Source organism: Bacteroidia bacterium (assembly GCA_016218155.1).
In the GTDB taxonomy this organism is placed as follows: Bacteria; Bacteroidota; Bacteroidia; order Bacteroidales; family GWA2-32-17; genus GWA2-32-17.
In genome coordinates this window covers 20,641-45,696 of the sequence record JACREQ010000090.1, presented here as the reverse complement: position 1 = coordinate 45,696, position 25,056 = coordinate 20,641, and the positions used below count along the sequence as shown (strand labels likewise).

Annotated in this window: 12 protein-coding genes; 7 read left to right on the top strand and 5 right to left on the bottom strand. The window is 33.0% G+C overall.

Going from position 1 to position 25,056, the window contains the following annotated elements:
* A partial coding sequence (locus HY951_15210) for a thioredoxin family protein (GenBank protein MBI5541412.1) occupies positions 1–531 on the bottom strand: 531 nt, incomplete at its 3' end.
* A 163-nt stretch (positions 532–694) separates the two neighbouring features.
* Between HY951_15210 and HY951_15205 the strand changes: the two genes are divergently transcribed.
* Positions 695–1,444 (top strand): energy transducer TonB, encoded by a 750-nt coding sequence (locus HY951_15205; protein MBI5541411.1) that lies wholly within the window; start codon positions 695–697, stop codon positions 1,442–1,444.
* Positions 1,441–2,256, top strand: coding sequence for a TonB family protein (locus HY951_15200; protein ID MBI5541410.1), 816 nt, complete (start codon positions 1,441–1,443; stop codon positions 2,254–2,256). Before HY951_15205 ends, HY951_15200 begins: the two co-directional genes overlap by 4 nt.
* 73 nt (positions 2,257–2,329) lie before the next feature.
* On the opposite strand, the gene gcvP is transcribed toward HY951_15200, so the two are convergent.
* Positions 2,330–5,230: an aminomethyl-transferring glycine dehydrogenase gene (gene gcvP, locus HY951_15195; protein ID MBI5541409.1), complete on the bottom strand. Its 2,901-nt coding sequence runs from the start codon at positions 5,228–5,230 to the stop codon at positions 2,330–2,332.
* Positions 5,231–5,351: 121 nt separating this feature from the next.
* Here gcvP and HY951_15190 point away from each other — a divergent pair, with 121 nt between their 5' ends.
* From HY951_15190 to HY951_15170, 5 genes are all read left to right on the top strand, one after another.
* Entirely contained in the window at positions 5,352–5,978 is a 627-nt protein-coding gene (locus HY951_15190; GenBank protein MBI5541408.1) for a hypothetical protein, read from the top strand.
* A gap of 80 nt (positions 5,979–6,058) precedes the next feature.
* Positions 6,059–7,297, top strand: coding sequence for an insulinase family protein (locus HY951_15185; protein MBI5541407.1), 1,239 nt, complete (start codon positions 6,059–6,061; stop codon positions 7,295–7,297).
* Between the two features lie 2 nt (positions 7,298–7,299).
* Positions 7,300–8,583 (top strand): insulinase family protein, encoded by a 1,284-nt coding sequence (locus tag HY951_15180; protein ID MBI5541406.1) that lies wholly within the window; start codon positions 7,300–7,302, stop codon positions 8,581–8,583.
* Positions 8,584–8,623: 40 nt separating this feature from the next.
* A complete protein-coding gene (locus HY951_15175; protein MBI5541405.1) occupies positions 8,624–10,096 on the top strand; it encodes a gliding motility-associated C-terminal domain-containing protein in 1,473 nt (490 codons plus the stop codon).
* Positions 10,097–10,208: 112 nt separating this feature from the next.
* On the top strand, positions 10,209–12,482 hold the full coding sequence (locus HY951_15170) for a bifunctional (p)ppGpp synthetase/guanosine-3',5'-bis(diphosphate) 3'-pyrophosphohydrolase (GenBank protein MBI5541404.1): 2,274 nt from the start codon (positions 10,209–10,211) through the stop codon (positions 12,480–12,482).
* 139 nt (positions 12,483–12,621) lie between these two features.
* Here HY951_15170 and HY951_15165 read toward each other — a convergent pair whose 3' ends face one another.
* The 3 genes from HY951_15165 to HY951_15155 form a co-directional block, all read right to left on the bottom strand.
* Positions 12,622–17,829 carry a T9SS type A sorting domain-containing protein gene (locus tag HY951_15165; protein ID MBI5541403.1) on the bottom strand — a complete coding sequence of 1,736 codons (5,208 nt, stop codon included), beginning with the start codon at positions 17,827–17,829 and terminating at the stop codon, positions 12,622–12,624.
* Between the two features lie 282 nt (positions 17,830–18,111).
* On the bottom strand, positions 18,112–24,192 hold the full coding sequence (locus tag HY951_15160; GenBank protein ID MBI5541402.1) for a gliding motility-associated C-terminal domain-containing protein: 6,081 nt from the start codon (positions 24,190–24,192) through the stop codon (positions 18,112–18,114).
* A gap of 13 nt (positions 24,193–24,205) precedes the next feature.
* Entirely contained in the window at positions 24,206–24,793 is a 588-nt protein-coding gene (locus HY951_15155; protein MBI5541401.1) for a hypothetical protein, read from the bottom strand.
* Between the last annotated feature and the right edge of the window lie 263 nt (positions 24,794–25,056).

The following is a 25,056-nucleotide window of genomic DNA, read 5'->3' as shown; positions in this document are numbered from 1 at the left end:
TGCTAAAACATCTTTATATGGCAAACAGGTTTCAGAAATTGCATATAAATATTCAGATAAAAATTTTGCATCAGTTCTTTTTGATTCGTACTGGCTTTCAAATCGGGAAAATGTTTTTTCAGGAATTAAAGAATTTTCTCCAAGATTAATAAACCTTTGTGCATTTGATGATCCTGCTCCCCGGTGTATTAATTTGCCATCACCATCAATATATAATAAACTCGGATAACAATGTACATTGTAAAGCTTGGCTATTTCAACTCCTTCACCTTTTTCCATGTCAATTTGTGCGTTTATAAACTTTGAATTATAGAAATCGGCTACTGTATCATTGGTAAAAATATTTTTTGCCATCCATTTACATGGTCCGCACCAAACTGTGTATGCATCAATAAAAATAAGTTTATTCTCTTTTTGTGCTTTTGCTTTTAAATCGGCAAATGAACCTGTTTCAAATTGTATATTCTTATTTTGTGCAATACTTATGCTAAATATATAAATTAAACTAATTGTTAGGATTTTGAATTTCATTCTTTCTTTTTTTTAGTTAACAAATTTAAAAAAAAAATATTAACTGTGGTTTATTAATTAATTATTTGAAGTTTGTATAATTTTAATCATTTATTACTTTTGTTATTATTTTAATTCTAAATAATTTTTGTATATTATTACAAAAAATTATATAACTAGATTGATGAAGACTTCAGTTTTAACTACGATTTTAATGTTATTCACTTCTGTTATATTTTCACAATCTATTGATACTTCATATATAGATAAATGGTTTGAGGAATGCTCTAAAGATATTTCATACTTTTATAAGGTTAATAATTTGGATAGTAATTATAGTGGAATTGAAACAGTATTTGTATGGACTGGTCAAAAGTATTCTGTAAAGAGTATTCTTAACGGAAGTTATTCCGGACCTGCTACTTGGTGGTATAAAAATGGACAAAAGGCAATAGAGGGAAGTTATAAAAATGGTCTTCTTGATGGAAAGCTAATTCGATGGTATCCAAATGGAATAATTCAAAGTGAAGAGATTTATGAAAAAGGAATAGGAAATGATAATGATAAGCACTATAATGAAAGTGGTAAAATTATATATTCCTTAGTACAAGTTGAAAAATACCCTTTTTTTGAAAATACAAATAGTAAAAAAGATTCTTACGATGCAATTAAAAAATATTTGAATAAGCACGCTCAATTATTCAAGTGGTCAAAACTAAATGATATACAGGGTGTTATAAAAGTATATTATACAATTACTGAACAAGGAAAAGTAGTTGATGTGGCAATATATGATGAGGTAAATTATTTCTTAGACAAAGAAGCAATCAGAATTGTTAAAAACATGCCTAAATTTAATCCTGCAGTTAAGGATGGTAAATGTGTTAAAATTAGAACTGTGGCGAAGGTAGAATTTAAGAAAAGTTTAAAATGAGTAAATGTAATGTAATTATTGTTATTTTATTATTAAATGGCAATCTGTTATTTTCGCAAAAAATTGATACAATCTACTTTGATCTTGATTGGCAACAATGTTCAAAAGAGCTAGCTTCTTTTTATAGAATAAGAAAAGTAGATGTAAATTATACCGGTCAACAAGAGGATTATTATATAACCGGTGAGAAGCAACAGATTGTTAGCCTGAAGAATGGTAGTAAAACAGGAAGTTCAATTTATTGGTATAGAAATGGGCAAAAATCAGCAATCGGCAATTATAAAATGGGGCAAATTGATGGTCTTTTTACAAATTTTTATTTAAATGGGCAAAAATCAGGTGAACATAATTATGTTGCAGGTGAATATCATGGCAATTATACACTTTGGTATCCTAATGGTAAGATTAAAGAGGAAGGAATTTATGAAAATGGAAACCGTAAAGAAGATTTTAAGTTATATGATGAAAATGGAATTCGTTATTATCTTTTTTATAAAGTAGATAAAAAACCTTTGTTTCTTAAAACAAATGATGATCTTAAAAGTTCAATTGATCTCAATAATTATATATTGTCCAAGATAAAGGAAATTAAATATATAAAAGAAAAACAATTAGTAGGAAAAGTATTGGTTGGATTTATTGTTAATGAGGAAGGAAATGTTGAGTCTGTTTCAGTTTCTGAAGGAGTTAATCATTATTTGGATATTGAAGCTAAAAAAATAATTGAAAATCTTCCGAAATTTAAACCAGGTGTACAAGGTGGAAATAACGTAAAAGTGAAAATATCTCAACCTGTAATTTTTACATTATAAAATTTTAAAAAAAATAAATCATTAATATAAAGAGCACAGAATAACTAAGTGCTCTTTATATTAATTTGTATTCTTAAACTTCCACAGTCTTTAATTCAAAAGCTTCTTTTCTATAGCTTTCCATAGGAGCGCAAGTGCAAACAAGATTTCTATCACCATAAGCATCATCTATTCTGCTAATTGTTGGGAAGAATTTATTATCTGCAACCCATTTTAGTGGATAAGCAGCTTTTTCGCGAGTGTATTTATGATTCCATTCATTTGCTAACAAATCACAAGCAGGATGAGGTGCATTTCTTAACACGTTATCATTTTCGTCTGCAATACCATTTTTTACTTCAATAATTTCATCGTAAATACTCTTCATTGCATCAATAAAACGATCTAATTCCTGTAGTGATTCACTTTCGGTTGGCTCAACCATTAAAGTGCCATGAACAGGGAATGAAAGGGTAGGGGCATGGAAACCATAATCCATCAATCGTTTTGCAATGTCGGTTTCAATTATGTGAGCCATATCTTTAAACTTGCGACAATCTAAAATCATTTCGTGAGCTACAAATCCATTTTCTCCAGTATATAGAATATCGAAATAATCTTTTAATGATGCAGCAATATAATTTGCATTTAGTATTGCATATTTTGTGGCTTCAGTTAATCCTTTGCCTCCCATCATTGTGCAATATGCATGTGATATGGTAAGAACGCTTGCACTACCAAATGGAGCTGCAGCAACTGCTTCAACACCTTTTGATCCGCCTGTTTTTACTACAGGGTGTTGTGGTAAGAAATCAACTAAATGACTTGCTACACAAATAGGACCAACACCGGGACCACCTCCACCATGAGGAATAGCAAATGTTTTATGAAGATTTAAGTGGCAAACATCTGCGCCAATATGAGCCGGACTTGTTAAGCCAACCTGAGCATTCATATTTGCTCCATCCATATAAACCTGACCACCGTATTGGTGTATAATGTTAGTCATTTCCATTATTGCACTTTCAAATACACCATGTGTTGATGGGTAAGTAACCATGAAACCGCTTAAATTTTCTTTATGTAATTCGGCTTTCTTTTTTAAATCACCAACATTAATATTTCCACGTTCATCACAATCAACTAAAACTATTTCCATGCCTGCTTGTGCAGCACTTGCAGGATTTGTTCCGTGTGCGGATGTTGGAATGAGTACGATATTACGATTTGAATTTCCACGACTTTCGTGATATTTTCTTATAACCATTAATCCTGCATATTCGCCTGCAGCACCAGAATTTGGCTGAAAACTTATTGCGGCAAAACCGGTAATCTCTTTTAACATTGTGCCTAATTCTTCCATTAATTCAAAGAATCCTTCAGCCTGATTAGCTGGAACAAAAGGATGTATGTTGGAAAATTCGGGCCAGCTTAAAGGTAGCATTTCTGTTGCTGCATTTAATTTCATTGTACATGAACCTAATGAAATCATGCTATGTGTTAATGAAAAATCTTTACGTTCCAGTTTTTTTATGTAACGCATCATTTCAGATTCTGACTGATAGTCCTGAAATATTGATTGTTTTAATATTTTATCTGATCGTTTTAAATTATTTTTGAGAGATGTGGCAGTAGGGTATTCTGTTAATTTTGTATGTTGTTTTCCTGCTGCTTCAGCAAAAATATGTAGTATTTTGTTAAGTCTGCAAAGTGTAACTGTTTCGTCAAGTGAAATACCAATTGTATTTGAATCGATATAATTAAAGTTTACTTCTTTTTCAAGTGCAATCTTCTGAACTTTATCAGAACTGATATTTGCTGGAAGTTTTACAATAAGAGTATCGAAATAATCAGAGTTCTCTTGTTTGTAGCCAAATTCAATAAGTTTATTGTTAATTAAAGTTGCAATTGAATGAACGTGATTAGCAATTCTTTTTAACCCTTCAGGTCCGTGATATACTGCATACATTCCAGCCATAGTAGCTAATAATGCCTGAGCTGTACAAATATTTGAAGTAGCACGTTCGCGTTTTATATGTTGTTCGCGGGTTTGAAGTGCCATTCTTAAAGCTGTGCGACCTTTTGTGTCAACAGAAACTCCAATGATTCTTCCTGGCATTGTGCGTTTAAATGCTTCGCGTGTGGCAAAGTATGCAGCATGTGGACCACCAAAACCCATTGGAATACCAAATCTTTGTGTAGAACCGAAAACAATGTCAGCGCCCCATTCTCCCGGAGGAGTTAATAACACTAGACTTAAAATATCTGCAGCCACAGCAACCATAACTCCTGATGTGTGACATTTTTCAACAAAAGATTTATAATCGTAAATATTACCATTTGAAGCTGGATATTGGATAATTGCGCCAAAACATTTTTCGTTTAATGAGAAATTTGCAAAGTCGCCAGTTACAACTTCAATTCCAAGAGGAGTAGCATGCGTGTGAATTACAGCAAGTGTCTGAGGAAAAACATTATTGTCAACAAATAATATATTTGCACCTGATTTTGCTTTCTCGCGGCTACGTGTATTATGCATCATAATCATAGCTTCTGCACCTGCAGTTGCTTCGTCTAATAAAGACGCATTTGCAATTTCCATTTTTGTGAGTTCAATAATAACTGTCTGGAAATTTAATAATGCTTCAAGTCTGCCTTGTGAAATCTCAGCCTGATAAGGAGTATATGATGTGTACCAGCTTGGATTTTCTAAAATGTTGCGAAGTATAACAGATGGTGTTATTGTACCATAGTAACCTTTACCAATATATGATTTAAAAATTTTATTTTTTGAAGCAGTTTTACGAAGATTGTTTAAATATTCGAATTCTGAAACTCCATCAGCCATTTTTAATGGTGACTTTAATCTTATATTCGAAGGTACAGTTTTATCTATAAGTTCGTTAATAGATTTAACACCAATTCTTGTACACATTTTTTCAATTTCATGATCACGAGGGCCATTGTGTCTAATAATAAAATTTTCGGTTGCCATTTTGTTTAATTTATATTAGTTTTACAAAACTTTAAAAGGAGCGTAAAGGTAAAAAGAAGAAATAAACTTTTTTGTAACTTAGCTCATGATTTTGTTCGTATAATATAAAAAGTTGTCAATAGTGAGATTATTTTCATACATATTTGTTCTACTGTTAATTGTAAGTTTTGATATTGTTAAAGCTCAGGATACTATCTGGTTTTTAAGCGGAGAGAGATTAATAACTTCTAATTATACTTTAAAAGTTGAAGATGGAATGTTGACATACATGAATAAAAGAAATAAAGAAAAAAATATAGGTTTGGAATATGTCTTTTCTATTCATGAGAAAAACGGATCAGAAAGAATTTTTTATGAAGCTACAAATATTGATAACACTCCTTTTTCTGTTGAGCAAATGAGAAGTTTTATGAAAGGTGAATATGAAGCTTCACAAAATTATCACGCTACAGGTGCCACATTAACCGGTATAGTTTCGGGTATAGGTGGCTTTTATTTATTTCCAATGGCTTTAAATCTTCCTTTTTTTTATTCACCATTAATTCCAACTGCTAATAGTGCAGTTACAGGAATGATAAATCCAAGCGAGAAAAAAATTATAAAAAAATATCCTCAATATGCCGATGATGAATATTTTAAATCTGGATATAGTGAGGTTGGTAAACAAAAACGTATTTCTCATTCTATTGTCGGAGGTATAATTGGGTTAGCTGTTGGGGTAGCGTCTGCATTTTTGATTAATCCTTAAATTACTAAAAGGTTTAATTCACTCCTATAAATTATTATTAAGTTTTTTTTCTCATTATCTTCGCAGAAATCGTATTTACAATGATTAAGTTTGACAGATTTGTGCTCGACAATGGTTTGCGTGTAATAGTTCATGCAGATAATACAACTCCTTTAGCTGCAGTAAATATACTATATCAGGTAGGTGCAAGAAATGAAAATCCTGAAAGAACTGGTTTTGCTCATCTTTTTGAACATCTGATGTTCGGAGGTTCTGTAAATATTCCTAGTTATGATGAACCTTTGCAATGGGTAGGAGGCGAGAATAATGCATTTACAACAAATGATATTACAAATTATCACTTAACCTTACCTTCTGAAAATATTGAGACTGCATTCTGGTTAGAAAGCGACAGAATGTTAAGTCTTGCTTTTACTGATAAAAGTCTTGAAGTTCAAAGGTCAGTTGTAATTGAAGAATTTAGACAACGCTATTTAAATCAGCCTTATGGTGATGTGTGGCTTCATTTAAGACCCTTGGCTTATACTGTACATCCTTATAAATGGTCAACTATTGGTATATCAGAAGAACATATTTCGGGAGCTAAGATGAAGGATGTAAAAGATTTCTTTTTTTCGTGGTATGCACCTAATAATGCAATTTTGGTTGTTACTGGAAATGTTAATACCGAGGAAATAAAAAAGCTTGCAAAAAAATGGTTTGGTGATATACCGCAAAGAGCAATTTCAAAATCTGTAATTCCACAGGAACCTGAACAAAATGAAACCAGAAGATTAGTTCTTGAGCGTTCAGTGCCTATGGATGCCATATATATGGCATTTAAAATGCCTGGAAGAATGGATATTGATTATAAACCATTGGATATTATTTCTGATTTGTTAGGAAACGGAAAATCATCAAGACTATTCAGAACGCTTGTAATGGAAAAGAAAATCTTTGGCGATGTTGAAGCATATATTATGGGTAGTATTGATACCGGTTTGTTAGTTATTGAAGGCAGATTAAACGAAGGAGTTGGTTTCGAAGTTGCAGAAAATGAAGTGTTTAAAATATTAAATGAATTAACTGAAAATTTATCGGAAACCGAACTTGAAAAAGTAAAGAATAAAGCAGAAGCAACTCTTGTTTTCGGTTATATTGATATTCTGAACAAGGCAACTGGACTTGCATTCTTTGAAATGATGGGCGATGCCAATTTGATAAATACTGAGCTGGAGGAATATCAAAAAGTAACTGTTAATGATTTAAAAGTAGCTTTAAAAAAGTACTTAAGAATTGAAAATTCCAGCATTTTGTATTACAAGTCAATAAAGAATTAGAAATGGAAAGATTAAACAGAAATATTGCTCCTGATTTTAAGTTAATTGATAAAATAAATATCAATACTCCTTTTATTTTTATGTTGCATGATACTATTCCAGTTTATGTTTTAAATGCAGGAACTGAAGATGTAATTAGAATGGAAGTAGTATTTAATGCTGGTTCAAAATATTCAGAAATTCCTTTAGTTGCTGCTTTTACAAATCTAATGTTAAATGAAGGAACAATTAGTAGAACTTCAAAACAACTTGCCGAAGAATTTGATTATTATGGATCTTATCTTCATCTTAATGCTGATCGCGATTTTGCAGAAGCAACACTTTATACACTTGGAAAACACTTTAATAAAACTCTAGATTTATTTACTGATATAATTTTAAATCCTTCATTTCCTGATGATGAATTATCTGTTTTAATTGACAATAAGCGTCAGCGTTACCAGATTGATGAGCAGAAAGTTAAAACGCTTTCGGCAAAGAAATTTAATGAGGTTATTTTTGGAAAAGATCATGCTTATGGAAGAAATGCTGAACTTAACCATTATGATTTAATAGGTTCGCAGCAACTAAAAGACTTTCATAATCGTCTTTATCATAAAAATAATTGTAAGGTGATAATTTCGGGCAAAATTACAGATGATGTTTTGAAAAGATTAGAAACTAATTTTAAAGTTAATGATAATAAGGATTTTGATAATTCATTTATTACTCAGTCCGTATTTCCATCTTCAGATAAGAAGCATTATGTTGAGAAACCTGATGCAGTTCAGTCATCAATTAGAATAGGAAAGCTTTTAATAAATAAACATCATGAAGATTATGCAGGTGTGCAGATTCTTAACACAATATTGGGTGGTTATTTTGGCTCTAGATTAATGTCAAACCTTAGAGAAGATAAAGGGTATACTTATGGGGTAGGTTCTGCAATTGCTTCATTAAAGGATGCAGGATATTTTACAACTGTTTGTGAGGTAGGAGCAGAGTCAACGAATTCCGCAATAAATGAAATTTACAAAGAAATTTATCGTTTGATAGATGAACCGGTTGAAACAGAAGAATTGGGAAGAGTAAAAAATTATATGTTAGGTGAATTTGTTAGAATGTTTGACGGACCATTTGCTCAATCTGATGCTCTTCGCTCTGTGATTGATTTTGGTCTGGATCAAAAATATTTTGAGAATTATTTAATGGTACTTAAAAATATTTCACCTGATGATTTGAAGAAATTAGCAGAGAAATATTTTCAACCTGAATCAATGTTTGAAGTTGTTGCTGGAAAAATGTAAAATTTGTATGTTTCGCTTTTTATTTATATTATTTTTTTTATTGTTAGCGAAATCAGTATTCTCACAAGATATTACTCCGCCTGATACTCCTGTATTAGATTCTGTTAGTGTTGCAAATCCTGTTAATGGTGATGTTCGTATTTCATGGTTTCCAAGCGATTCTGCAGATGTTAAATATTATATTATTTACAGGTCAATAAGTACATCCTGGGAAATTATCGACTCTGTTTTAGCTCCCGCAACAACATATTTAGATACTGGAGCATCTGGGAATTTTCATCCTGAATTATACAGAATTGCTTCTCAGGATGAAGTCAGGCTTAGAAGTCCTATGACTGGACTTGGGCAATATCATAACACAATGTATGTATTTCCTTATCAGGATAGTGCAAATTGTCAGATGGCAATAAGATTAAACTGGAATAAATATTTAAATTGGAATGAAGGAGTGAATGAATATATAATATATTTTAGCGAGAATTATGGTCCATGGACCTATCTTTCTTCAGTTCCTGGTAATACCTCGGTTTATTTTCACGAAACAATTAATGATAATACTTCATATTGTTATTTTATCAGAGCTATAAGTAATAATGGAAGAACATCTACATCAAATAATACTTGTTTTTTTACTAATCTGCCGGATTTTCCACATTTTATTAATGCAGATTATGCTACGGTAGTTAACGAAAACAGAATAGAAGTGTCATTTACACTTGATACTTTGTATAATGTTAAGAAAAATTATAAGCTTATAAGAGCAGAAGGTAATAACGGATCATTTATACCTATTGCTACATTTCAAAATTATATGGCATTAAATTTAGTTTTTTTTGATAATGTGGATGCTTCAAAAATATGGTGTTATAAGCTTGTTGCATATGATCAATGTGGAAATTATAAAGTGGAATCAAATATTGCCAGAAATATTACCCTTAATGTTACATCAAATGAAGATGCTACAGAAACTATAGTATGGAATCCTTATTATAACTGGCATGGTGGAGTTGAAAAGTATAATATTTACAGAGTTGTTGATGATGATTTGCCGGTATTTGCTGGAACTACAATTTTAGATACCGTATTTGTAGATGATATTTCATTATATGCAACTAACAGAACCGGAGCATCAGGTAGATTCTGTTATTTTATAGAAGCTGTTGAAGGCGATAATAACCCTTATGGTGTAAAAGGAGTAGGTAAATCTAATTTGTCTTGTTCAACTCAGTTCTCAAGAGTGTTTGTTCCAAATACTTTTACTCCCAATGGTGATGTGTTAAATGCTGAGTTTTTGCCAATCGTTTCTTTTGTTGATCCTACTCAATATGAATTAAATATTTTTGACAGATGGGGAGGAAAGGTTTTTGAAACAAAAGATCCGCTTAAAGGTTGGGATGGGAAAATCAATGGACGAAAGGTTCCGGCAGGAAATTATGTTTATACACTTTTTTATACTGATAACTCTGGTAATAAAAAAGAAAAGTCAGGATATGTGTTTTTATTTTACCCATAAGTCATTACATTTCTTGCTTTTTTACTTTCAATTTTTGCCTTTAAACTTTCTGTATAATATCTTCTAACTTTTTTATCTTTGCATTATAGATAAAAAATCTTTTGTGTCAAAAATGAAATTCCTTACCGAAGAAGAAAAGGTTGCTATAGAAAAAGAATATAGCGCAATTCTAAAATCATGTCCTCGTTGTAGAACCAAAGAAGATAAGGAACTTATTCGAAAAGCTTTTGATCTGGCAAATGAAGCACATCAGGGTATGCGCAGAAGGTCAGGTGAACCATATTTTTACCATCCAATTAGTGTAGCTAAAATTGCTGCTCAGGAAATAGGGTTGGGAGCAACTTCTGTTGTTTGTGCATTGTTGCACGATGTTGTAGAAGATACAGATTATACCCTTGAGGATATGCAGGTTCTTTTTGGTGAAAAAGTGGCGCGTATAATTGATGGTTTAACAAAAATTTCAAACGTATTTGAGCAGGGAAGCACATCTCTTCAAGCTGAGAATTTTAGAAAAATGCTACTTACACTTTCAGATGATGTAAGAGTTATTTTGATTAAACTTGCTGATAGGTTGCATAATATGCGTACCCTTGATTCGATGCCAGAGTATAAACAATTAAAGATTGCTGCTGAAACTTTATATTTATATGCACCACTTGCTCACAGATTAGGCTTATATGCTATTAAAATTGAATTAGAAGATTTAAGTTTAAAATTTCAACACCCTGCAGTATTTGATGAAATTCAAAAGAAACTCACAGCAAGCGAAAAAGAAAGGCAACTATATATTGATCGTTTCAGCGAACCAATAATTACTAAACTTGATGAAAGCGGAGTTAGATATAGTATTACCGGCAGACCAAAATCAGTTTATTCTATATGGAATAAAATGCAGGTTAAAAGCGTTGCATTTGAAGAAATATTTGACCTTTTTGCAATTAGAATAATTTTTGATCCTGATCCCTCATTACCGGAAAAAACACAATGCTGGAGTTTATATTCTCAGGTTACAGATATTTATCAGCCAAAACCAGATAGGTTAAGAGATTGGGTAAGTACGCCAAAAGCTAATGGTTATGAGGCTCTTCATACAACAGTGATGGGTCCCGATGGGAAGTGGGTTGAGATTCAGATTCGCTCAAAAAGAATGGATGAAATTGCAGAAAGAGGCTATGCTGCACATTGGAAATATAAAGGCGAGGGTACCGATGAAACAGAATTGGATAAATGGATTAAAAGAATTAGAGAATTGTTAGAAAGTACCGATGCCAATGCATTAGAATTTCTTGATGAATTTAAAATGAATCTATTTTCCTCAGAAATTTTTGTTTTTACTCCTAAGGGTTTGTTAAAAAGACTTCCTAAGGGAAGTACAGCATTAGATTTCGCATATGATATTCATTCTCAGATAGGCGATAGAGCTATCGGGGCAAAAGTAAATTACAAACTTGTTTCTCTTAGTCATGTATTAGCAAGTGGCGACCAGGTTGAGATTTTAACAAGTGACAAAAATGAACCTCAGAAAGAGTGGCTGAACTTTGTTACAACAGCTAAAGCAAAATCAAGAATTAAAGATAAATTTAAAAACGAGCGTAAAGAACTTATTGAAAAAGGTAAGGCTGATCTGGAAGCAAAATTTGCAGAACTTGAGATCCCTATAACCAGTATGTTGTTTAAGAAATTAATGATTGGTTATGAATTATATTCAAAAGAAGATATTTATTATAAAATTGGTGCAAAGGAAATAGATCTGGAAAATGTTCAGAAAGTAATAAATCGTAAAACAAGAAATAAATTTATAAGATATTGGCGACTGCAGATAACAAAAACTACTTCAAGATTACCATTGTTAAAGAGAACAAGTGAGGCTCCGACTATTAATTCTAACCCTGAGTTAAAGCCTGTAAATCGTAAAGTTCCATTTATTGTTGATGAAGACTCTGAGGAGCAAAATTATAGTATAGCTAAATGTTGTAATCCTATACCAGGTGATGAAGTAGTAGGTTATCTTATTGATCTTTCAAATGTTATAATTCATAAAAAGAAATGCCCGAATGCTCAGAAGTTAATGTCCAGCTTCGGTGATAAAATTGTTACTGTAAAATGGACTACTAAAAAGGTGCTTTCATTTCTTGTTCGCATAAAGATTAATGGATTAGATAATATAGGAGTTGTAAATAATTTAACAACACTAATTTCAAAAGAACTGGATGTTAATATGCGAACAATATATTTTGATGCAGTTGATGGAGTATTTGAAGGATTTATTGATTTGTATATTCATGATACCTATGACCTTGATGCTTTAATAAGGGATCTTAAGAAAATTAAAGGAATCAATTCCGTAAAACGTGTTGAGAAAATAGAAGAAGAATTATCTGAATAGGATTTAAAATAAAAAAGGCTTCGAAAGAAGCCTTTTTATTTTATTTAATTATTTTTCTATCTTATAATTGAGACTACTCACGTAATTGAAATTTACCCTATATTAAACTTAATAATATGCAAACAGTATAAAATATAAATTACTTAATTATTAATTTTTTATTGTAAACTTTATTGCCTGTTACTTTTACGAAATAAACGCCAGAAGCTAATTCAAATTCTTGGAAAATAATCTTTTCAGTTTTTAAAGTAGTTTCATAAATTATCTTACCTGTAAAGTCAGTTATCGTAACTCTATTGCTTTTTGTTTCTGGATTTGTAAATTCTATTGTAAATTTTCCATTGTTTGGGTTTGGATAAATTAAAAGCTGATCAGATTCAGTATTTTCATCGACTATTATTTGGGTTGTGGATATTTGAATAGTATCAGATAATAAATTAAAATATAAACTATCTCCAGAAGAATTATATGATAAGTAATCTGAAAAGTAAAAATTCATTATTGTTGATGATGAAATTGTAGATTTTAATTTGAACCTGAAAGTAGCAATTAACCCATATCCATCAATACTAATATGGTTAATTCTTGTTTCTGCAGCATAAACTGTATTTGACGATTCGTTTATTGAAGAAAATTTTATAGAATTTGTTCCTGGTGTTGCGAACCAGGAATTGGGGTAATTTACACATCCGGTTCCTGGTTGAATTAATGACGTGTCAAAATTTATATTAAATGCTATTCCATATAAATTATTTACCGGATTTGAAGAATTACCAGCCATAATATCTAAATTAACCCAATCGCCAGGAAAATAAGTATTATTTGTTGTAACAAAGTACAAATCTGGATACGTTTTATAGCTTAAATTTTTATTTGCTTTTGAATGTGAAAACGAGAAATTCAAATTAATTGCCAGAGTGTCTGAATTATTAATTGACCCATCGCCATTACAGTCGATATGTTTAATGTCAAATCCATTTTGTTGTATTGTTCCCCAGTTATCAGAAAGAAAACTTTGCCAAGTATTGCTTTGAATAGAACGAGCAAAACCTGTTTGACCATAATATAAACCTATTGGTAACAAATCAAAATTAGAAACTGATTTATCATTATCAGCATCTCCTGGCCATACACAATCTTCTCTTATGTTAATTGTTATTGGTTCAATAACGTAGCATCCCGCTGAATCTAATTTTATATAATAAGTCCCACTTGTATCAATAGCGGTATAAAAAGTTGGAATTAATGAAATAGAAGCTGATGGATCTTGCCAATAACTTAATGTGCCCATAGAACTACCTGTTGTTATTGTTGATGATGAAATATCAATTACATTTGGAGAACAGACTTCTGATGGGTTAGTAATAATAAGTATGGGTAGTGGATTACTTGTAATTACTATACTAGCCGTGTTTGAACAACCATTAATATCAACAACCGTTAATATATATGCTCCTGCACATAAATGGTCAATGTTTGCTGTATTCTGATTATTTGACCATGTATATGTATATGGAATAGTTCCACCTGTAGCAGTAGAAAATATCTGACCATCACAATAATTAAAGCAAGTTTCATTTATTTCGGATAATGAAACTGATAATGCCGGAGGCTCAGTTATAGTTACTTGTGAAGAGGAAGTACATCCATTTATATCTGTAACCGTAACAAAATATACATCTGCAATTAAATTGCTGATAGATTCAGTTACTTCACTATTACTCCAGATGAGAGAATATCCTGGACTACCTCCAGTAACATTAATCTGAGCATATCCATTGTTTCCATTTAAACAACTAACATTTGTCGAGTTGTTTATCTCTGTTGTAAGTAATGGTGGTTGTGTTAATGAAATATATGCAATAGCAGCACACCCATGCGCATCAGTAACTGTTGCAGAATGCATTCCTGCACATAATGAAGTTCCAGTTTGACTTGTTTGAGAATTATCCCATAAATAAGTAAATGGTGCTGTTCCGCCTGATTCTCCAGCAATAGCTTCACCAATACATTGACCAAAACATAAAATGTTTGTTGAAGGGGTTATTGAAGCAACTGGACCAGAAAGATTATTTATTGAATATGTTCCTGTACCTGTACATCCATTAACATCTGTTATGGTAACTGAATAACTTCCTGCTGGCACCCCTGCTAAATTTTGAGTATTTGCAGCATTTGACCATATAAATGTAAAAGGTGCAACCCCATTGGTTACAGTTAGTGTTATGGCACCGTCTGATTGATTACAATGAGAATCACCAGTTATCGCAGATGTTGTTATTTGTGGTGACTGACCAATTAAATTAGTTGCAACTAAAGTACAGTTATTTGCATCGCTGATTGTTACGCTATAAGATCCTGTGCATAATGCAATTGCAGTTTGAGTTGTTTGTAAAATAGGATCGTTCCATTGGTATGAATAAGGTAATGTTCCTCCGGTAATACTGGTACTTAATACACCATCACAAAAACCATAACAAGTTGGATTTGTAGATGTAAAAGTATTTCCCAAAACAGAAGGTTGTGTTATTGTCACAGTTGAAATAAATGGACATCCACCTATGTCGCTGGTTGTAACAGCGTAAATTCCTGCAGCTAGCCCTGAAATTGTTTGAGTTGTTGCCCCTGTTGACCATAAATACGAATAAAATGAAGTGCCTCCACTTCCGTATACAGAAGCCTGACCCGTTGAAGCTCCATAACATAAAACATTACTTTGACTTGTTGTTGAAGTTAAATTATTAATTGTAAAATAATAACTATCAGGAGGCAATATGTTTCCAGCAGTATCAGAAATTGAACCTGCAACGATTACTGGTAATAAAGATAAAGTAAATATGCCGTTAGCTGAAATGGGAGGGCTTATTGTTATCGTAAATATACTATCGTATGTTGCACCTGAAACGCAATTGGCTGAGGAAATTGAAGTTATTGTATAATTTGTGTCAGGTCCAATAAGACTGAAATCGTCAATACTTACTGTATTACATTTAATGTTTTTACTAAAGCTTACATTTATTGAAGTTGCACCACAAGGAATTGGAGTATTTATTGAGCTAAATGGTGATGGTATAGTATCAAATAGTAAAGCTGTTGATGCTCCAAAATCAATAGTATAACCATCAACTGAAGCAGAATACTGACTAACATTAATAACATACGTTTCTCCTGCAATTACAGGTATTACAGGTTCATTAAGAGTGTTGCAACCGAGAAAATATCCATTTGGACCTGTATTCCCTTGTTCACTAGGAATAGTTGTTGTACAAGAAGCATTATTGTAGACTGTTGTGCTTCCGATAAAACTACAGCTAGCTGCTAGTGAAGCATTGGTTTTTATATCCTGGCAGTTATTGTAAGTTAAATTGAAAACAGCCCAATCATAATCATTAGTATTATTATTCGGATTGATTGTGAAATTTAAATTTCCACTTGTTTGTACAGTAAAAGTGTACCATACATCATTTTTTTCACCTGCACCTAAACATGATAATACAGGATTTATTTCACCTAAAATATTTCCTGTTCCGGAATATGAATAAGTACAACTATATGTATTTTGAGTAATGGGAATAGCACCCAAACAATCCTGATTATTTGGAATTGGCGGAACATAAGTATGAGCACAAATACCAAAAGTACCAAGAGCATCATTTCCATATTCCCAAAATCTAATATATACTGTTGAACCAGGTAATAATCCTGTTCTTGTAATATTAGGCATACCAAAATTAGAACTACTATTATCATCGCAAGTTACTAAAGCAAGTGATGTACAAGTACCAGTATACAATGCCATAGCGCCATCAGCCATCGTACCAGCTTGTCCATCAAATTGCATATTACCACTAGCCGGAACAACTGCAGAAAACCATACATCACCACCAACATAGTTCCCACAACCAGGTGCCGGAATACCAATTGTCGCTGAAGCACAAGTATTAGTTGAATTTGTATAGATACATGTAGCATTAACAGGAAGGGGTGTAGCCCCAGAACAATTATCGTTTACTATACCACCAACAGATATTGCAGAAATATTTAAAGTATAAGGATTACAATTAGGTGATGCCCAGGAATCAATAATTAAATAATAAGTATGACCAGCAACAACACTAACACAACCATCTTGATTACCTGCAGAACTTTGTGCTGACCAGCTACAAGTTCCACTAGAAAATGGACAACCATCATATAACATCGCACCCATATAAGTTCCAGATGAAGCAACATTAATCGTTATGCTTCCCGTTGTTGCTGGAGTAAAAACGTACACAACATCTTCCCCTCCATAATATGAAGAACTTCCACAAATTGTAGCAATATTAGAGCTTGTTAAATCATTAATTGCACCACAAGTTGTTTGTGCGCCAGAATTATAAGGCAATGCTGCAATATTTGTAACACCAGTTCCTAAACCACCAGGACACGTTGGAGGAGGTGGAGCTGTACCAACGCAAACATTAAAAGTACTTGTTTGTCCTATAGTAGCAGTAGAAGTATAGACTCTTAGGTAATATGTCGCACCTATTGTCAATCCTGTCAAGTCACTTTGATCACCATCATTACACGAAATATTAACTAGCACTCCACAAGAACCACTATATATTGCATGATACATGTCTGTAGTAGATCCTAAAACATTAGTTAGAGACACCCTATGACTTGTACTAGTAGCAACAAACGAATACCAAACATCATCATTTGCAGTTCCTCCACAAGGAGCAATTGCATTTGCAGATGCAGTAGCACCTAAAACAGTACCAGATGTTACAATTCCACACAAGTAATCAGGATTTACTGTAAGCGTTGTTGCAACTGCACATTCATTATTTGTAGCAGGAGTTGGACCTTGTGTTATGCAAATATTAAATGTCCCTGTATTTGTACCACCATATGCCCAGAAACGAATCCAATAAGAAACTCCAGGTGTAAGTCCGGTTTGAGTTATCATTGGCATTAATCCAGGACCACCATCATCGTCACAAACTATTTGAGTTGGAGATCCACAAGGTCCATTATACAAAGACATTCCACCATCTGTAATACCTGCAACATCAGTTGTTATTGTTACACTTCCACTTACCGGAGCAACAAACTGATACCACACATCTGGAGCTCCAGGCGAAGCACATGTTGGTGTACCACCATTATTAGCATTTGCCTGGTATGCTTTACCAACAGTTGTTCCAAGTGTATAGGAGCAATTACTATTTACTATAAGATTAGTGGCAGCACAGGGTGTATCTCCTTGAGAAAAAACGTTTAAGGAATTTGCCATTAATAAAGCAATAATTAAACTTCTCTTACTGTATTGTGTTATTTTATTTAATTGTAATATCTGCATTATTATGAATATTTAATAAATGGATTTTATTTTCTTACTATAGTTTAATATTTAATTTGTTAGCAATATATAAAAAGGTGTCTGTCGGTATTGATTAACTGAAAATGTTGGAAATTAAATTCATAATGAAGAATGTATATCTGTGATGGTGCAATTTATTAAAAATATATATTTGAAACAACAAATAATAGAATATTATAAAATATCTATTTTAATCTGTGATTACTATCAATTAAAAAAGGCTTCAAAATGAAGCCTTTTTTAATATAAAAGTGTTTTGTTTTACCTTATTATTGAGACTACTCCGGTAACCGGATCTTTATCTTCTCCTAATTTAACAATGTATACATATCCTCCCATTGGTAAATCATTTCCGTTAAATATACCATTCCATCTTTTTGCTGCATCTGTATATTCCATTCCTGTACCATTAAAGCTAAAAAGAACATCACCCCAACGGTTAAATATTTCAATAGATACATCAGAATATCCCGCAATTCCGATAATTTCAAAATCATCGTTTTTGCCATCGCCATTAGGTGTAATAACTGTAGGTATTTCAAGTGGAATGTCAATTGTAAATGTGTCAACCATTGCACATGTATTTGCGTCAGTAATTGTTATTATATAATCACCTGCAGGAAGATTAGTATTGCTTGCATTTGTATTTCCATTTGACCACAAATAAGTGTAAGGTAATTGACCTCCTGTAACAGTTAGTGTAATATATCCCATATTATTTGCATCAAGTCCGATTGCAGTATCAGAAATAACAAATGATAATGGATCAAATAATGTAACAATCGACACAGTATCGCACATATGCGAATCAGTAATTGTAACGGTGTATACTCCTGCTGATAAACCTGTAGCTATTGAATCCGATATTCCACCTGTCCATGCATAAGTGTATGGAGGTGTTCCGCCATTTGTATTAATAACTGAGGCAGTTCCATTTGTGCCGTTTCCGCATGTTGGATTAGTATAAGTAACTGAATAGCTTAATGCAGTAGGTTGACTAATTGTTGCAATATTTGTAGAAGTACAGTTGTTAGCATCGCTTACGGTTAGGTTGTATATGCCTGAAGGTAATCCTGTAACAGTAGAATTAGTGCTTCCACCTGTCCATAAATAAGTGTATGGTGTTGTACCTCCTGATGCATTTGCTATTAATGTTCCATTGTTACTACCAATACAAGAAATATTATTTGAAGTAATACTTGAGCTTAATCCGCTTGTTGGTTGGGTTATGGTTATTGTTGTATCGTCGCTACAGTTATTGTTATCTGAAACTGTTACTGAATAACTGCCTGCACTCATATTACTTACAGTGCCTGTTGTTTCTCCTGAACTCCAGATAAAGCTGAAAGGAGGGGTTCCGCCTAACATTGTTGCTGTTATTGATCCGGTTGAGCTTCCGTAACAAAGTACATTTGTTAATTGAGTAACCTGAACTGTTCCGGCAGAGATATTGTTAATATTGGCAGTATATGTAGCGCTACAAGCATTGGAATCATATACTGTTACAGTATAATTTCCAGATGCTAAATTAATAATTGTATCATTTTGTGAACCTGTTGTCCAAATGTATGTATATGGTGCAGTTCCACCGGTAACAGCAATGTTAGCAGAACCATTACTTGCACTACAGTTAGCTTGAATTGTATTTCCTGTAATATTAAGTTGAATAGGAGCATTAATATGAACTGTATCTGTATGGGTACAGCTATTTATATCAGTAATCGTAACAATATAATCTGCATTACCTGCTAATGTAGATACTGTATCATTAGGTGTATTTAAAGCATCATTCCATATAAAACTAAATGGTGCTGTACCACCGCTTGCTATTACTATTGCCTGTCCGTTGTTACTATTATAACATTTTGGCAAAGTTGGTTCTAAAATTACTGAACTGATTTGCGTTGGTTCAGTAAATGGGCCACTAAATGTTCTTATGCAATTATTTAAGTCGGTAACTGTTAATTGATATGTGCCAGCAGTTAAGTTCGATATTGTTGGGGTTGTAGCTAAGTTACTCCATAAATAAGAGTAAGGGCTTGTGCCACCTGTAACATTAATAGTTACACTTCCATTGTTTCCTCCGTAACATAGTATAGGAGTAATTGAGCTGATAGAAAGTTGCAATTCTGATGGTTCTGTAATATTAACAGATTGGATAGTAATACAGCCATTTGCATCAGTTACAGTGACAGAATATGTCCCTGCTGCTACATTATAAATTGAGTCTGTAACACTTCCATTTGACCATAAGAAAGTGAAAGGCGAGGTGCCACCACTTGTAACAACAGAATGTGCAAATCCAAGTGAATCTTCAAAACAAAGGTTATTTGTTGTAACATCAAATGCAACAACTGCGGCATTTAAGTCAGATACATTTCCTGTAAACACAAAATTACATGAATGATTGTCAGTAATAGTTACATTATAACTACCTGAGATAAGATTTGAGGCAAGTGCTGTTGTTTGGTTTGCAGCATTTGCATCCCATTGATATAAGTACCCTGGTGTTCCACCTGTAGCATTAACAGTTAAGCTTCCATCATTTAAACCACAGTGAGCATCAGCTATTGTAAAAGTAGCTGTTAAATTTGCCGACTGATAAACAGAAACAGAATATACAGAAGTACAAATATTATTGTCGGTAACTGTAACAGTATATGTTCCAACTGGAATATTTGATCTGTCTTCATTAGTTGAATTATCATTCCATAGATAAGAGAAAGGTGAAGTTCCACCAGAAACAGTTAAATCAATTTGTCCTGTAGATAATCCATAACAAAGTACAGAATCGGTAACTGAGTTTAGTGATATTAATTGTGGTTCAACTACATTTAAAGTAGCAACTGACGTACAAAGGTTTATGTCGGTAACTGTAACAGTATATACTCCGTTACTTAAGCCACCTGTATTTGCGTTATTACTTCCATTTGACCAATGATATGAATAAGAAGGAGTACCTCCTGTAGCAGATGCCGAAGCTGTTCCATTATTTCCACCAAAACAGCTTATTTGTTGTGATTGACTGGCTGAAGCAGAAAGAAGTGTTGGTTCTGAAATGTTAATTGAACTGGTTGCTGTACAACTGTGACTATCTGTTACAGTAACAGAATAGGTTCCGGCAGTTAATCCGGAATTGTTTGCAGTAGGTGTTCCATTTGACCATGAATATGTGTATCCTGCAGTTCCACCAGTTGTAGTTGCTGTTGCAGAACCATTACTTCCACCATTACAAGCAACATTTGATACAGATGGTATTGTTAATAATAAAGCTGAAGGTTGGTTTATTGTTGTTGATGTAGTTGATGTACATGAGTGCGAATCAGTAACTGTAACTGAATAACTTCCTGTAGCCAGATTAGTTATTGTTGCAGTTGATCCTCCATTACTCCATAAATATGTATAACTAACTGTACCACCTGAAGCAGTAACTGAAGCAGATCCGTCAGAACCACTATTGCAATTTACGTTTGTGGTTGAAGAAATTACAGAAGAAAGCTGCGATGGTTGAGTAATGTTAGTTGAGGAAGTAGAAGAACAACTTCTTGAATCATATACTGTAACAGAATATGATCCTGCACCAAGTCCTGTTGCCGTTGCAGTTGTTGCACTATTTGACCATAAATATGTATAACCTGGTGTTCCACCTGAAGCACTAACAGTTGCAGTTCCGTTTGTCCCACCAAAACATAAAGGACTTACATTTCCTGTAACTGTTGCAGAAACAGCAGTCGGTTGTGTAATGTTTACTGAAGTTGATGCCTGACAACCTAAAGCATCTGTAACAGTAACACTATAGCTATTAGATACTACGCCTGATATAGAAGTTCCGGTTCCTCCGTTTGACCACAGATAAGAATAACCAGGGGTTCCTCCTGTTGCAGAAATTGTTGCGCTGCCATTACTGCCACCAAAACAAGATACATTAGAAGAGGCAGTTAATGAAACAGATGGAGCTCCGGTATTATTTACAGAAACTGTGGAAACACTTGAACAATTATTTGCATCCCTTACAGTAACAGTATAAGAACCTGCTAAAAGATTTGTTATTGTTGCTGTTGATCCACTGTTTGACCAAGCATAGGTATAAGAAGGTGTTCCTCCTGATGCACTAACAGTAGCACTTCCATTAGAGTTTCCGCATGTAGCATCTGTTTTGCTAGTTGTTAAACCAATTGCGCCAGGTTGTCCGACAGTTGCAGTTTTAACTAGAGTACATCCATGTGAATCAGTAATTGTTACACTATAGTTATTAGGAGTTAAATTTGTTGCTGTTGCTGTTGTTTGACCGCTTGGGAACCAAATATATGAGTATGGACTTGTTCCTCCTGAAGGTGTTGTAGTAGCAGTTCCATTATTTCCACCATTACAACTTGTGTTTGTTGCTGATGAGGTTGCGGTTAATACTGTAGGTTGGTTGATCGTTGCTGATTGAGTACCAGTACAATTGTTAACATCTCTAATTGTGACAGTATAAGTTCCTGCAATAAGAGTTGTAGCTGTTGCTCCTGTTTGTGAGTTTGACCAAAGATAAGTATATGGCGAAGTTCCTCCAGCTGCAAGTACAGTAGCAGATCCATTGTTGCCACCATTACAATTAACATTAGTTTGTGCAGAAATAGAACCAGATACTACAGCAGGTTGTGAAACTGTTGTTGAAGATACAGATGTGCATGAATGAGAATCAGTAACTGTTACAGAGTAATTGTTAGCAATTAATCCGCTAATTGTAGCTGTTGTTTGTGAGTTTGACCATAGGTATGTATATCCTGCAGTACCTCCTGAAGCACTAACTGTTGCAGTTCCATTGTTTCCTCCATTACAGTTAACATTGGTTCTTACAATTGATGAGCTTAAAACAGATGGTTGGGTAATTACAACAGATGCTGTGGTGTTACATAATCCTAAATTGTCTCTTACAGTAACTGTATAAGTTCCAGCAGTAAGACTTGATACAGTTGCAGTTGTTGCTGCATTACTCCATAAGTATGTATATGGAGGTGTACCACCACTACCAGCTGCAGTTGCACTTCCATTATTTCCACCACTACAATTTACGTGACTGTTAATTGTAGCAGTTGCACTTACGCCGGAAACAGAAAATGATAAACTATTGCTGTTAATAAGGTTATTACAAGCATCAGATACCTGACCTACTAGGTTTAAATTATAGCTACCTCCAGCAGTTAAATTTTGATTAAGTGTAATTGTAAATGATTCACTTTCAGTTGTTCCTGCATTGCAGTTTACGCTTGTAATAGAATAAGGTCCACCTGGTCCGGTAACAGTAAAGTCACCGTTTTGGACAGAGCTACATAAAACTCTTTCACTAAAATTAAAAGTAACTGTACTCTGACCACATGCAGGAGAACTAGTAATTTGTTGCAAATATGGTGGTGTAACATCAACTACAGTTCCGGAGCTTGAACTAAAGTCAATTGTATAACCGGATTGCCCCGTAGTACTCCAGTTACTTACATTAATTACATATGTTTGCCCAACCACAACCGGTATAGGTGCATTCCAGTTAGTGCTGGATGCACTTCCATTCTGATGATTCGAAGTACTTCCGGTAGCACATCCTGTACTACCTGTCAAGGCAGAATAGTTACAACTAACCTCAAGAGCATCATTTAAAAATAAGTCGTTACATGTATTATTTGTTATATTATAAACTGCCCAATCATAATCATTAGAAGCACTGTTTGGGATTATAGAAAATGTTAAATTTCCTGCTTGTTGAACGTTAAATACATACCATACATCATTTTTTTCTCCTGCTCTTAAACAAGAAGATACACCATCAAGTTCATATCCATAATTTCCAGATCCAGAGTATGAAAGAGTTGTATAATAAGAGTTACCACAAATTGGAATTGCACCTAAACAATCCTGATCACTAGGTGAACCACTTCCGGTAGAAACGCAGCTAATAATACCTTTCCATCCAGTAGCAGTAACTGAACCATCTGAATGCCAAACAAAGTGTAGGTAACCTGAATGTGAAGCTACACTAAAAAATTCATTTCCAGTGGCTCTTCCTAAATATGGAGCAGATGTGTTTTGTCCATCATATACATCTAAGTAATCATAATTCGCTTCAGTATCAAAGGTACCAGCAGTATTAAAAAAACTGATGTATATTTGAGTGCCATTATTGGAATGAAATGTTACTGAATAGTCTTCGCTTACAGCATAGCTACCTGCATCGCCACCTGAATCATAAAAAGTTCCTGAGCAGGTGTTAATTGTCTGACCGTTATAGGTATTGATTTGATATGTCTGACTAAAAATTATCTGGCTTAATGAAACCAAAAATATAAGGGTTATTATTTTTTTCATAGCTTGATAATATTTATTTATTAAGTTTTATTGAGTAATCAAGATATTCCAATCCTGTCATCTTTTTATATTCTTCAGGATGTGTTTCAATCCAATTTTGTTTTTCCTTAAGTAAATTGGCTTCTTCAGTTTTACTTCTTTTATCTGAAGTAATTACAGGATAACTTGAAGGGTAAACCCACTCATTTCCCGGAACTGGTTTAGGGGTATAACCAATAATTGGATAACTGTCTTTCCATTCCATTAAAGTTGCATGAGTAAGTTTGTTGTTAACTGTTACATAAGAAACATCATAGTCGACATTTTCCTGTAGTAAAGTTTTTCTTATTAAATCTGCATTAATTTTTAATTCATTTTTTGTAGTTAGTTCGCACCTTCTGTTATAGAAAATTTTAAACGAAACTACTCCTGGTATGTTTTTAATTTTTGTAGAAATTAATTCTGACTGTATTGCATCTTTAACACCAAGTATTGTAAAAATAGCAGTTTTAGTTTTATTTTCAGGATTGGTTTTTACAAATTTAAATTCTACGTCTGAATTTTGAGAAAACCCAAAACTGTAGGTTATTAATGCAAAAACAACAAAAAGGATTTTTTTCATATTAGTAGGTTTAAGATTTTCAAAAAAAATATATTTCAAAAACTAATAAGTTTTTGACGATGGTTTTATTCAAAGGTTGTCTATTTTTAAAAATATTTTTATCAAAATTAAGTATTTTTACTCATTATTAAAAAGAAAAGACAGGTATTTAAACGTTTACGTGAATTGAAAGTTTCAAATTTTAAATAATCTTTTTTGAATTAACTTTTGTATTTTTTGATGAATCGCCTTTAATCATTGTATTTGTGTATTAATTTTTATTC

Excerpts from the sequence above, each read along its gene's own strand:
- HY951_15205 (MBI5541411.1), top strand. The coding sequence starts at position 695 with ATGAAGACTTCAGTTTTAACTACGATTTTAATGTTATTCACTTCTGTT.
- HY951_15200 (MBI5541410.1), top strand. The coding sequence starts at position 1,441 with ATGAGTAAATGTAATGTAATTATTGTTATTTTATTATTAAATGGCAAT.
- gcvP (MBI5541409.1), bottom strand. The coding sequence starts at position 5,230 with ATGGCAACCGAAAATTTTATTATTAGACACAATGGCCCTCGTGATCAT.
- HY951_15185 (MBI5541407.1), top strand. The coding sequence starts at position 6,059 with ATGATTAAGTTTGACAGATTTGTGCTCGACAATGGTTTGCGTGTAATA.
- HY951_15180 (MBI5541406.1), top strand. The coding sequence starts at position 7,300 with ATGGAAAGATTAAACAGAAATATTGCTCCTGATTTTAAGTTAATTGAT.
- HY951_15170 (MBI5541404.1), top strand. The coding sequence starts at position 10,209 with ATGAAATTCCTTACCGAAGAAGAAAAGGTTGCTATAGAAAAAGAATAT.
- HY951_15165 (MBI5541403.1), bottom strand. The coding sequence starts at position 17,829 with ATGCAGATATTACAATTAAATAAAATAACACAATACAGTAAGAGAAGT.
- HY951_15160 (MBI5541402.1), bottom strand. The coding sequence starts at position 24,192 with ATGAAAAAAATAATAACCCTTATATTTTTGGTTTCATTAAGCCAGATA.
- HY951_15155 (MBI5541401.1), bottom strand. The coding sequence starts at position 24,793 with ATGAAAAAAATCCTTTTTGTTGTTTTTGCATTAATAACCTACAGTTTT.